Raw genomic sequence first — 12,156 nt, 5'->3', positions numbered from 1 at the left:
CGCAGGCTGCGATCTTTTGATCTTGAACGTCAAAAGATCGCAGCCTGCGGCAGCTCCTACACAGGGATCGCGTTACGGTTGATCGTTGTAAACGAACTTGGGCATTTCCCAGTGGAAGCGGATCGCCAGCAACCGCAGCAGGAAGCCGCCGAACAGGGTGATGAGGATCGCCTGCTCGCCCGGCACGTTCAGATACAGGCAAAGCATGTAGCACCACGCTGCCGCGAACGAGACGCTGGCGTAGAGTTCTCGGCGGAAGATCAGCGGGATGTCGTTGCAGAAGATATCGCGCAGGATGCCGCCGAAGACGCCGGTGATCACACCGCTGACCGAGGCGACCAACATGCCGTGGCCCATTTCCAGTGCGGTCATGCAGCCGATCAGTGTGAACGCCACCAGGCCGACGGCGTCGAGCACCAGAAACAGTGAGCGCAGGTGACGCATCCAGCGGGCGGTGAATACTGTGAACATTGCTGCGACCGAGGTCAGCACCAGGTACTCCGGGTGTTTGACCCACGTCAGCGGGTAGTGTCCGAGCAGTACGTCGCGCACCGAACCGCCGCCCAATGCCGTGACGCAGGCGATCAGCACCACGCCAAACCAGTCCATGCCACGACGGCCGGCAGACAGCGCGCCGGTCATGGCTTCAGCGGTGATGGCAATCAGATAGAGCATCAGCAACATGGTGGCGATCCAGTCAGGAAGGCGCGCAGTCTAGCCATTTCGGTGCGGCACCAAAAGAGGGCGCCACATCAAACACAAAACCCTGTAGGAGCTGCCGAAGGCTGCGATCTTTTGATCTTTGTTTTGAACCTGAAAATCAAGATCAAAAGATCGCAGCCTGCGGCAGTTCCTACCGGGAACGCATCAGAATTTGATGAAGTGCTTGCGGTAGTGCTGTAGCTCGGCGATGGATTCGCGGATGTCGTCCAGCGCCAAATGCGTGCTGCCCTTTTTGAAGCTGTCGCGCACGTCCGGTGCCCAGCGTGCCGCCAGTTCCTTGAGCGTCGAGACGTCGAGGTTGCGGTAGTGGAAGTAGCTTTCCAGCGCTTTCATGTGGGTATACAGGAAGCGCCGATCCTGGCAGATGCTGTTGCCGCAGATCGGCGACTTGCCTTTCGGTACCCATTTCTCGAGGAAGGCGATGGTCTCGGCTTCGGCTTCGGCCATGCTGATACGGCTGTCGCGCACGCGCTGGGTCAGGCCGGAGTTGCCGTGGGTGCGGGTGTTCCACTCGTCCATGCGGGCGAGCACTTCATCGCTGTGATGAATGGCGATCACCGGGCCTTCGGCCAGGGTGTTGAGGTCACTGTCGGTGACGATGGTGGCCATTTCGATGATGACGTCGTTGTCCGGATCCAGACCGGTCATTTCCAGGTCGATCCAGATCAGGTTCTGCGGGTTTTGCATAATGGGGCTCCTAGGCAATGCTGCGCAGTTTAGCCTAGGCAGCTTGCCGGGCGTGCTAAACTCGCGGCCGTTTTACCTAATCGCTGCATTCTTCAGACGGAACACCCATGGCCAAACGCCAACTCAATCGTCGTCAAAACTGGCGCATCGAAAAGATTCAGGGCGAACGCGCCGCACGCGCCGCCAAACGCGAGTCCTCGGCTGTCGAAGCCCTTGAGGGCGGCGACCTGGGCCCGGAACAAACCGGCCTGGTGATCGCTCACTTCGGTGTGCAGGTCGAGGTCGAGGCTATTGACGGCGAACAGGCTGGCCAGGTTTTCCGCTGCCACTTGCGCGCCAACCTGCCGGCGCTGGTGACCGGCGACACCGTCGTCTGGCGTGCCGGCAATCAGGGCATCGGTGTGATCGTCGCGCAATTGCCGCGTACCACCGAGCTGTGCCGTCCGGACAGCCGTGGCCAGTTGAAGCCGGTCGCCGCCAACGTCGACATGATCGTCATCGTCTTCGCGCCGCTGCCCGAGCCGCATGCCAACCTGATCGACCGTTATCTCGTAGCCGCCGAACACGCCGGCATCCGCCCGTTGTTGCTGCTGAACAAGTTCGACCTGATCGACGAGCAGAACGCCCCGGCGCTCAACGCGCTGCTGGCGGTGTACCGCACGCTCGGTTATCCGGTGCTGGAAGTGTCGGCGCACCACGGTGACGGCATGGAACAACTGCAAAAGCAGCTCGACGGGCGCATCAGCGTGTTCGTCGGTCAGTCCGGTGTCGGCAAGTCGTCGCTGGTCAACAGCTTGCTGCCTGAAGTGGAAACCCGTGTCGGGCCGTTGTCCGAACTGTCCGGTCAGGGCACGCACACGACGACCACCGCGCGGTTGTTCCACTTCCCAGGCGGCGGCGAACTGATCGACTCCCCGGGTATTCGCGAATTCGGCCTCGGCCACGTCAGCCGCGCCGACGTTGAAGCCGGTTTTATCGAGTTCAATGATTTGCTCGGCACTTGCCGTTTCCGCGACTGCAAACACGACCGTGAACCGGGCTGTGCGCTGCTCAAGGCGCTGGAAGATGGCCGCGTGCAGCAACAACGCATGAACAGCTACCGCTCGATCATCGCCAGCTTGCCTGAAAACGGCTATTAAACAGTCGTACCGGTAGCCCTTTGCCCAAGGGCTGCCGGATGTCGGTTTTCACCTGACACCTCCCTACCGCTTTTAAACATCAGGCTTTTCTGTAGGACTTCTGCACGCCTGTTTGCAGGACATTTCTCTTTCTCCGCCCAAGCCTTGTAGGCTCATTTCATGGGCCTACATTGAGTTCCTCGTCGCACGTTCGCGCCAAAGAGGAACCCCCATGCAAACCTACCATTTGTTCATCAGCCACTCGTGGAACTACTCCCACGCCCACGACAATCTGGTGCGCCTGCTCAGCGCTCATCCGACCTTCACCTACAAGAATTTCTCGGTGCCGACGCACAACCCGATCATGGGCGCACAGACCGACCAGCAACTCGAAGAAGCCATCGAAAACAAGATTCGCCCCTGCTCCGCCGTTCTGATCATGGCCGGCATGTATTCGACCTACAGCAAGTGGATCAACAAGGAAATCGAGATCGCCAAGCGCATGGGCAAGGTGATCATCGCGGTGAAACCGTTCGGCGCCGAGCGAATTTCCACGGTGGTGCGTAACGCTGCACACGCCGAGTGCGCATGGAACACCAACAGCATCGTCGGCGCGATCCGTCTGCACACGGCGGCCTGATCATGCGCAAGGGACTGTTTATCGGCATCAACGACTACACCCATATTTCGCGCCTGAGCGGTTGCAGCAATGACGCCATGGCCATGGCCTCGGTGCTGAAAACCGACGCCGACGGCGACCCCAATTTCAAGAACGTAGTGCTGACCTCTGCCGAGGATTACCTGGGCCGGGAGATGCTCGAAGACCAGATCCGCGAGCTGTTTTCCGGTGACTGCAACGTCGCTCTGCTGTACTTCGCCGGGCATGGCGGCTTCGACACCGACAATGATGAGGGCATGCTGCTGCCCCAGGATTATCGCAACGCCAAGGATGGCATCCGCATCAGCGACATCCTCAACTGGGCGAGCAAAGCCACGCGCATCAAGAACAAAGTGATCATCCTCGATTGCTGCCAAAGCGGCGCCGCCGGCGAGGTGCGCGCCTTGCGCAGCGAAAGCAGTGTGGTCGGCGAAGGCATGACCATTCTGACCGCGTGCAAAAAGGAAGAACCGGCCATGGAAGGCGCGCAACACGGCGTGTTTACCGGGTTGCTGCTTCAGGCTTTGCACGGCGGCGCGGCCAACATTCTCGGCAAGATCACCCCCGGCAGCCTCTATTCCTTCGTCGACAACGCCCTCGACGCGTGGGAACAACGCCCGGTGTTCAAGACCAACGTGTCGCAGTTCATTTCCCTGCGCGAAGTCTCGCCGCTGATCCCCAAAGAGATCCTGCGCAAGCTGCCCGAGTGGTTTGCCGAAGCCGAATCAACCTACCCGCTCGACCCCAGCTACGAGCCGACCGAAGCGACGTTCAACCCCGAGCACGGCGAGGTCTTCGCCCAGCTGCAAAAGTGCAATCGCCACAGCCTGATCGAGCCGGTCGACGCCGAGCACATGTACTACGCCGCCCTCCACTCCACCGGCTGCCGCCTCACCGCGCTCGGCGCCTACTACCGCGAACTCGCGATTAAAGGACACTTTTGATGCCCGTCTTCATCAGCTATCGCCACATGGATCGTATGCAGGCCATGGCGATCAACAGTCGCCTGAAACAGGCGAACATCAAGACCTATCTGGATGTGCTCGACCCGGAATCGCAGACCACCGACGACATCACCGGCGTCATCACCCGCAACATCACCGAGTGCACGCACTTGCTCGCGGTGGTGTCGGAGAGGACCGCTTTGTCGTGGTGGGTGCCGTTCGAGATTGGTGAGGCGACGATCAGCAACCGGCGGATCTGCTCGTTCAAGACCGGGCCGGCGCAGTTGCCGTTGTATCTGGATAAATGGCCGAAGTTGAGTACGGACAGAGATCTGGATTTCTTTATCGATGCTTATCGCGAGGAAGTGACAAACAAGCGGTCGGTGATGCTGGATTCGATGAGTGAGTCGATGAAGGGGACTTACAAGAGGAATGCCGAGCTCTTTCACGATCAGTTGAAGAGCAGGATTCGGCGGGGGTTCTAAGACCTCACTTGCCTGGCTCCCGATCAATTTCGTAACGTTACGCAATTGATCGGCGAGGTGAAATTCCAGCCACAAAAAAGCCGACATCGCTGTCGGCTTTTTTGTGCGTCACTGCTTCGGCGCGGGGGCCGGGGCAGTGGCTGGCGGAGTGGCCGGCGCTGGCGCCGCACTCCCCGGTTCCGCCGGTTTCGGCGCGGCGTCATCAAACAGGTTCAACCGCTCGCGCAACTCATGCGCAGGCACCGGTTGCTGATCCGCCGGCAGCGCATTTGGATCAACCGGCGTTGCCGGAGCAGCGCCGTTTTGACCTTGATCTGCCGGTTTCGCTGGATCGGCACCTTGCGCACCTTCGATCGCGGCTTGAGCCTTTTTGGTCAGGACGACGATGTCGATGCGGCGGTTGACCGGGTTGAACGGGTTTTCCCTGTCGAACAACGCCGACGAGGCATAACCGACCACTCGCGCCACTTGCGCATCCGGATAGCTACCAGCGACCAACGCACGACGAGCGGCGTTGGCACGGTTGGCCGACAGCTCCCAGTTACCGAAATCGCCGGTGCCGATGTACGGCTTGGCGTCGGTGTGACCGCTGATGCTGATCTTGTTCGGCACCGCTTTGATGGTGTCGGCCATGGCCAGCAAAATGTCTTCGAAGTACGGCTTCAGGCGTGCAGAACCGGAATCGAACATCGGCCGGTTCTCGGCGTCCATGATCTGGATGCGCAAGCCGTTCGGCGTGATCTCGAAGAGGATCTGATCCTTGAACTTCTGCAATTGCGGGTTTTCGTCGACCTTGTTCTGCAGTTCTTGCAGGAGCAGTTCGAGGCGCTCTTTCTCGACCATTTCGGCCATGCCTTCGACTTGCTCGGCGTCGACCGTGACCTTGTCCGGTTGCGGCTGGGACTTCACCTCAGGGTTGAGGGTGTTTTCCGGCGCCAGCGTCGGCGTGCCGCCCAAGTCGATGATGTACGGCGTGCCGCTTTCGGAGAAGCCGACCGGGTCTTTGAAGTAACCGGCGATGGCGATCTTCTGCTCAGGCGTCGCGGTGGACAGCAGCCACAGCACCAGGAAGAACGCCATCATCGCCGTGGCGAAGTCGGCGAAGGCGATTTTCCACGCCCCGCCGTGATGCCCGCCGGCTATGCGCTTGACGCGCTTGATGATAATCGGCTGATTATTTTCCATGGCTTAGCGACCGCGAACGGCTTGTTCCAGCTCGGCAAAGCTTGGACGGTGGGCCGGGTACAGCACCTTGCGACCGAACTCGACCGCCAGCGATGGCGGCATGCCGGAAGCCGAAGCCACCAGCGAGGCCTTGATGGCTTCGTAGACGTTCAGCTCTTCCTTGGCATCGTGGGCCAGGGAGTGCGCCAGCGGGCCGAAGAAACCGTACGCCGCGAGAATACCGAAGAAGGTACCCACCAGTGCCGCACCCACGTGCAGACCGATGGACTTCTGATCGCCTTCACCCAGCGAGGCCATGGTCACCACGATACCGAGTACCGCCGCAACGATACCGAAACCCGGCATGGCGTCGGCAATGCCGTTTACCGCGTGGGACGGGTGTTCGAGGTCTTCTTTGAGGCTGTACAGCTCCATGTCGAACAAGCCTTCCAGCTCATGCGGAGCCATGTTGCCGGACGACATGATGCGCAGGTAATCACAGATGAACGCGGTCATGCGTTCGTCTTTGAGCACGGCCGGGTACTTGGCGAAGATCGGGCTCGCGGCGGCATCTTCGATGTCGCCTTCAATGGCCATCATGCCTTCGCGGCGGCTCTTGTTGAGGATCTCGTAGATCAGGCCGAGCACTTCCAGATAGAAAGTGTGACTAAAGCGCGAACTGAACATGCTCAGGGATTTCTTGAGCACGTGCATCGTCATGTAGCCAGGGTTGGCCTGCAGGAATGCACCGAGTGCAGCACCACCGATGATCATCACCTCGAAAGGCTGGATCAGGGCGGCAATCTTGCCGTGGGAAAGCACGTATCCGCCGAGCACGCTCGCGAATACGACGATGATGCCGATAATTTTAGCCATAGGTAGGAAAGTACTTACTGAGTCGGGTTCAAGGTCATATTCGGAAGTTAAAAAATCTCTTCTTCTACTTATCGGCAAAACTGCGCCAGACTATAGCCAGTTCAGGCGAAAAGCCAATTTAGCCCATGCCGGGCGCGTCTACAGTCAGTGAAGATCCCGTCCAGACATGGCTAATGAAACGAACGTCCCACACGCAAAACCGACCACCCTCGAAGGCTGGGTCAAACTGCTCGACAGCGTCCGCCTGCCCGTGCCGCAAGAGGCTCACGATAAAGTCTGCCGGGCGATCCGCGACAATCGCAGCTCGCTGCGCGACATCGCCGACCTGATGCAGGACAGCCCGGCGCTGGCCTTGAGCATCATCCGTGAGGCCAATCGTCACACCCACGGCACCATGGCCACGCCAGCGGAAAATCTTGAGGTGGCGATCAATCGCCTGGGCCTTGCCCGCACCGAAGAATTGCTCGCGCGCCTGCCCGCTGAACCGCAAATGCAGATCCCCAAGGCTCTGCGCCAGTTACAGATGATCAGCCAGCACGCGACGCAACAGGCCAACGGTTTTTTCGCCAGTCGCCTGGCGCGGCTGTGGCAGGACATTCATTGGGGCAGCCTGCTGTTTCTGTCGCCGCTGTGGCCACTGGCGCTCACTTATCCACAGTTGCTCGAAGAGTGGGAGCTGCGGGTTATCCACAAGGGTGAATCGGCTCGCGTGGTCGAGAAGCAATTATTCGGCGTGCGCCTGCTGCGGATCGCTGAAGCGCTGGTTGCGGTCTGGCATCTACCGATCTGGGTGCAACAAGGCTATAAATTGCTGCTCAGCGAACAGCGTGAACTGGTGAAAGTGCTGCGCATAGCCCGCGACAGCGAACATCCGCTGCGCCAACAGAATCGCCTGGATGACGACCCGACCTTGCGCCGCTGGCTCAACCAGCCGGCCAACACTGTGCTGCTGGCCAACGGTCTGGCGCTCTCGGCGCAACAGGCCTGGGACAGTCCGCACAGTGAACGCTGGCAGTACCTGACCAGCCTTTATCTGCAAATCTCGATGGATGACGTGCAGCAACAACTGCACCAGCAAGCGGCCAACAGTGCGCGTCAGCATGCGATGCCGGATCTCTGGCACCCGGCGGTTTCGCTGCTGTGGCCGTGGGGCACGCACCGTTTGCCGGCAGGCATGTTGCCCGCAGCGGTGCCGAGCGCTGAAGACCTTGGCCAATGGCGCAAGCAATGCGCCGAACTGCTCGCCGAACCGAGCCGCTTCACCAATGCCATGAGCCTGACCGTCGCCGCCCGCGATGCGCTGATTGCCAGCGGCATGCGTCGAGTGATGATCCTGATGGCCGACCGCACGCAGTCCAATCTGCGCGTGAATCAAACCGCTGGCCTGCCGAAAGAAGCGGCGGCGCTGAATTTTGTCGTCAGCCAAAGCAGCGTGCTGCAACGGCTGCTGGCGCAACAGGCGCAGGTGCGGATAACCCCGGAGAACAACGCGCAGTTCTCCGCCCTGCTGCCGCCGGGCCTGCGCACGCTGTTTCGCGGTGAGCATCTGTTCCTGCGCTCACTGGTCAACAATGGCCGGGTGATCATGATTGTGGTCGCCGATCAGGGCGGCGGGCCGTTCGCCGACATCACCGTGCAAGCCTTTGGCAAAACCGCGCAGTGCATCGAAAAAGCCCTGCACAGCTTTAGCAGCCGCGGCCGATGAGGCTGCGCTACAATTCCCCCCTTTGTGCTCTGGAGACCTCGCATGTCTGACTTCTCTGGCTTGCCGCTCGTCATCGAACCGAGCGACCTGCTGCCTCGGCTTGAGTCTGAAGAGCTGATTCTGGTGGATCTGACCAGCGCCGCGCGCTACAGCGAGGGACATCTCCCCGGCGCGCGCTTTGTCGACCCCAAGCGCACCCAACTCGGCCAGCCACCGGCACCGGGGCTGCTGCCGGCCAAAGCCGATCTGGAAGCGTTGTTCGGTGAGCTGGGCCATCGCAAGGACGCGGTCTACGTGGTTTACGACGATGAGGGCGGCGGTTGGGCCGGACGCTTCATCTGGCTGCTCGACGTGATCGGTCACGACAAGTATCACTATATAGACGGTGGTCTGCCGGCATGGCTGGCGGATGGCATGCCGATGTCGATTCAGATTCCACCGGCAGCCGGCGGCCCACTGCCGTTGACCCTGCACGAAGAGCCGACCGCGACCCGTGAATACCTGCAAAGCCGTCTCGGTGCCGCCGATCTGGCGATCTGGGACGCGCGCGGGCCGCTGGAATACTCCGGCGAGAAAGTGCTGGCCGCCAAGGCCGGACACATCCCCGGCGCGGTCAACTTCGAATGGACGGCGGGCATGGACAAGGCCCGTCAATTGCGCATTCGCAGCGACATGCCGCAGATCCTCGAAGACCTCGGGATCACCAAGGACAAAGAAATCATTACCCACTGCCAGACCCATCACCGGTCGGGCTTCACTTATCTGGTGGCCAAATCCCTCGGTTATCCGCGGGTCAAAGGCTACGCCGGTTCCTGGGGCGAATGGGGCAACCACCCTGACACGCCAGTCGAGATTTAAGGTTTTTAAGGACAACTAATGAAAGAGCGTCTGTTTATCCTCAGCCAGTACCTGCTGCCTCATCACCTGCTGTCGCGCCTGGCCGGCTGCGTTGCCGAGTGCCGCGTGCGCTGGTTCAAGAATGCCTTCACCCAATGGTTCGCCAAGCGTTATCAGGTGGACATGTCGCAAGCGCTGGTCGAGGACCTGACCGCTTACGAGCACTTCAACGCCTTCTTCACCCGTGCCCTGAAAGACGGCGCGCGCCCACTCGACCAGACCCCGGGCGCGATCCTCAGCCCGGCCGACGGTGCTGTCAGCCAGCTCGGCCCGATCGAACACGGTCGCGTGTTCCAGGCCAAGGGCCACAGCTTCAGCGTGCTGGAACTGCTCGGCGGTGATGCGGCCAACGCGGCACCGTTCATGGGCGGCGATTTCGCCACCATTTACCTGTCGCCGAAGGACTACCACCGCGTGCACATGCCGCTGGCCGGCACTTTGCGCGAGATGGTTTACATCCCGGGCCGGATCTTTTCGGTCAACCAGACCACCGCTGAAAACGTGCCAGAACTGTTCGCCCGTAACGAGCGCGTGGCGTGCATCTTCGACACCGAGCGCGGGCCGATGGCCGTGGTGCTGGTGGGCGCGATGATCGTCGCTTCGATCGAAACCGTGTGGGCCGGTCTGGTCACGCCGCCGAAGCGCGAGCTGAAAACCTTCCGCTACGACGAAGCTGCGCGTGCGCCGATCCATCTGGAAAAAGGTGCCGAACTGGGTCGCTTCAAGCTGGGTTCTACCGCGATCGTGCTGTTCGGGCCGGATCAAGTGAAGTGGGCTGAAGAACTGGCAGCCGGTTCGCCAGTACAGATGGGCCAAGGTCTGGCACTGCCAAAAGCCTGAGTACGCATCGAACGTCATGGATTCCCCTGACGTTCGATACCTCTGTAGGAGCTGCCGAAGGCTGCGATCTTTTGATCTTTGGACGCGGAGCGTCCACGGCTGCATTCCCACGCAGAGCGTGGGAACGATCAAGATCAAAAGATCGCAGCCTGCGGCAGCTCCTACACGTTGTTATGCGTGCATCGTCAATGACGAAGCGTTGAGGCAGAACACCAGCTCGCTTATTTGCTGCTATGGTTTTTGGCATGAGCCAAACCATATCCTCCCCACAGCTACGCGCGCCGACCCCGAGTCAGCCGCGCCTGTCGTTTTGCGAAGCCACCCCGCGCGACCTCAAGCGCTGGATCGCCGGCCTGCCCAAGGCCAATATCGGCGAAACCGCCCGCCAGTTGTATCAAGGCCTGGGTGAACTCAACCAGCTGCTCACCCCCAGCGACAATCGCCTGCAACTGCTCGAGCTGCTGCGTCCCGAGGTGTATTACGTCTGCCAGCATCTGGAGCGGCATTTCCTGCATCAGGCGATCATGCTCGACGAACGCTCGCGCAAGATCAGCAACCTCTGCCAGGCGCTGCAAAGTCATCTGGCGACGGGTTACAAACAGATCGTCCTGCGCATCGCGCCCAAGTACAGCAAGGATCGTGCGACGTTGCTCAGCACCGCCCTGCAACGGGCGGCTCATGCGCTGAAAGGCCAACTGGTGCGCGCGACGCAACTGTACAGCCCGGCGCCGGAACAGCTGTGGTTCGAGCTGCATCAGTTGTATCGCTGCGCCTGTGAATTAGAGCTGCAACAGCGGCGCGTGCCGGATGCTCTGGCCAGCCTCACCGCCGAACTGAGCCTCGAACAGACCTACATCGCCGCCCTGCTGCTGGGTAGCGCACGCTGCAATCAGTTGCGGCAGAACCAGATCGCCCGCCTGGCGGAAGTGCTCGAACCATGGAGCGCCCTGCTCAAACTGCATCCCGGCCGCGCGGACGATGGCTTGTTTGCAATCAGCGCGCAAATCGACGCCGGGCCGCGTTACCGCAACATGTTCCGCAGCGAACAAAAGGCTGGATTGCTCGGTTTCGATCCCCAGCCGCTGGTGAGCACCCTCGAAGCACATTTGCTGCATCAGGACACGTCGACACCCTTGCCGATCCCGACCGGGCTCAGCTTCGACACTCTGCAACACCTGCATGCCGCGTGGGGCCAGACCGCCGAACGCAGTTTCCAGCGCACCGTTGGCCAGGGCAGCCTGACCGTGTGCGTGGGCATGAGCGCCCTGCACTTCCACCTCGGCGGCGAGCGCAGTTTCAGCGACATGCTCAAACATCCCGCCGCCCGCGCAGCGAATTTCAGCAACGCCGTGGCCAAGGGTGAAAAGGACAGCTGGAGTCAGGCGTTCGACGCGGCACCGCAAAACAATGAGCAGTTTCTGCCCTACGAAGAAATCCAGTACGACCACCTCGTCGAAGACGAAAGCAGCGCCGACGCTGCACCGCACTATCCGACCTATGCCTTGCCCGTGATCAATCACAGCCCGGGCGGCTATTGCCTGGCGTGGCCAAAAGAGGTGCCCGCCGAATTGCAGGCCGGGGAAATGCTCGGCATTCAGGACAGCGTCAGTCTGGGCTGGAGCATCGCGGTGATTCGCTGGATTCGTCAGGTGCGCGGTGGCGGCACGCACATGGGCATCGAGTTGGTGGCACCGCATGCGCAGCCGTGCGGCTTGCAGTTGATGCGCTCGCGCGACGATCACAGCCAGTATTTGCGCGGGTTGTTACTGCCGGAAATCAGCGCGATCGACTTACCGGCAACCTTGCTGGCGCCGCGATTGCCGTTTCAGGAAGGCAATAAAGTACTGATCAACACCCAGGGCGAAGAACACCGCGCCGGCCTGGATCGGCGGGTGGCGAGTACGCACAGTTTCAATCAGTTTGCTTATCGCTCGCTGGAGGCCGCGCAGAATGGCGCGAGCGAGGAGGATTTTGATTCGTTGTGGAAATCACTCTAAAGCAAAAGATCGCAGCCTGCGGCAGCTCCTACAGGAAACCTATGTAGGAGCTGCCGCAGGCT

General features: G+C 60.7%; 12 protein-coding genes. 8 read left to right on the top strand and 4 right to left on the bottom strand.

Annotated features, from left to right (window positions below):
* Positions 1 to 72 precede the first annotated feature (72 nt).
* Positions 73 to 684 (bottom strand): trimeric intracellular cation channel family protein, encoded by a 612-nt coding sequence (locus EJA70_RS20680; protein WP_158833131.1) that lies wholly within the window; start codon positions 682 to 684, stop codon positions 73 to 75.
* Between the two features lie 183 nt (positions 685 to 867).
* A complete protein-coding gene (orn, locus tag EJA70_RS20675; RefSeq protein WP_053116764.1) occupies positions 868 to 1,410 on the bottom strand; it encodes an oligoribonuclease in 543 nt (180 codons plus the stop codon).
* Between the two features lie 107 nt (positions 1,411 to 1,517).
* On the opposite strand from orn, the gene rsgA reads away from it, so the two are divergent.
* From rsgA to EJA70_RS20655, 4 genes are all read left to right on the top strand, one after another.
* Positions 1,518 to 2,549, top strand: coding sequence for a small ribosomal subunit biogenesis GTPase RsgA (gene rsgA / locus EJA70_RS20670; protein ID WP_008078342.1), 1,032 nt, complete (start codon positions 1,518 to 1,520; stop codon positions 2,547 to 2,549).
* 211 nt (positions 2,550 to 2,760) lie between these two features.
* Positions 2,761 to 3,168 (top strand): TIR domain-containing protein, encoded by a 408-nt coding sequence (locus EJA70_RS20665; protein WP_158833129.1) that lies wholly within the window; start codon positions 2,761 to 2,763, stop codon positions 3,166 to 3,168.
* A 2-nt stretch (positions 3,169 to 3,170) separates the two neighbouring features.
* A complete protein-coding gene (locus EJA70_RS20660) occupies positions 3,171 to 4,130 on the top strand; it encodes a caspase family protein (RefSeq protein WP_008078344.1) in 960 nt (319 codons plus the stop codon).
* On the top strand, positions 4,130 to 4,615 hold the full coding sequence (locus EJA70_RS20655) for a toll/interleukin-1 receptor domain-containing protein (protein ID WP_158833127.1): 486 nt from the start codon (positions 4,130 to 4,132) through the stop codon (positions 4,613 to 4,615). The genes EJA70_RS20660 and EJA70_RS20655 overlap by 1 nt, the downstream gene beginning before the upstream one ends.
* A gap of 108 nt (positions 4,616 to 4,723) precedes the next feature.
* Here the strand turns inward: EJA70_RS20655 and motB are convergent, their stop codons facing one another.
* On the bottom strand, positions 4,724 to 5,800 hold the full coding sequence (gene motB, locus EJA70_RS20650; protein WP_008078349.1) for a flagellar motor protein MotB: 1,077 nt from the start codon (positions 5,798 to 5,800) through the stop codon (positions 4,724 to 4,726).
* A 3-nt stretch (positions 5,801 to 5,803) separates the two neighbouring features.
* A complete protein-coding gene (motA, locus tag EJA70_RS20645) occupies positions 5,804 to 6,655 on the bottom strand; it encodes a flagellar motor stator protein MotA (protein WP_007952169.1) in 852 nt (283 codons plus the stop codon).
* Between the two features lie 166 nt (positions 6,656 to 6,821).
* On the opposite strand from motA, the gene EJA70_RS20640 reads away from it, so the two are divergent.
* The 4 genes from EJA70_RS20640 to EJA70_RS20625 all read left to right on the top strand — a co-directional run bounded on the left by EJA70_RS20640 (position 6,822) and on the right by EJA70_RS20625 (position 12,094).
* Positions 6,822 to 8,360: an HDOD domain-containing protein gene (locus tag EJA70_RS20640; RefSeq protein ID WP_158833125.1), complete on the top strand. Its 1,539-nt coding sequence runs from the start codon at positions 6,822 to 6,824 to the stop codon at positions 8,358 to 8,360.
* Positions 8,361 to 8,402: 42 nt separating this feature from the next.
* Positions 8,403 to 9,218, top strand: coding sequence for a thiosulfate sulfurtransferase (gene rhdA, locus EJA70_RS20635; RefSeq protein ID WP_158833123.1), 816 nt, complete (start codon positions 8,403 to 8,405; stop codon positions 9,216 to 9,218).
* Between the two features lie 18 nt (positions 9,219 to 9,236).
* Positions 9,237 to 10,097: an archaetidylserine decarboxylase gene (gene asd, locus EJA70_RS20630; protein ID WP_064388600.1), complete on the top strand. Its 861-nt coding sequence runs from the start codon at positions 9,237 to 9,239 to the stop codon at positions 10,095 to 10,097.
* Positions 10,098 to 10,342: 245 nt separating this feature from the next.
* Positions 10,343 to 12,094 carry a molecular chaperone gene (locus EJA70_RS20625; protein ID WP_158833121.1) on the top strand — a complete coding sequence of 584 codons (1,752 nt, stop codon included), beginning with the start codon at positions 10,343 to 10,345 and terminating at the stop codon, positions 12,092 to 12,094.
* Positions 12,095 to 12,156: the final 62 nt, after the last annotated feature.

The organism is Pseudomonas sp. PB103 (assembly GCF_009764635.1).
Lineage (GTDB): Bacteria > Pseudomonadota > Gammaproteobacteria > Pseudomonadales > Pseudomonadaceae > Aquipseudomonas.
Note: the sequence above shows the minus strand (reverse complement) of the source record. Positions and strands in the feature narration are given on the sequence as shown.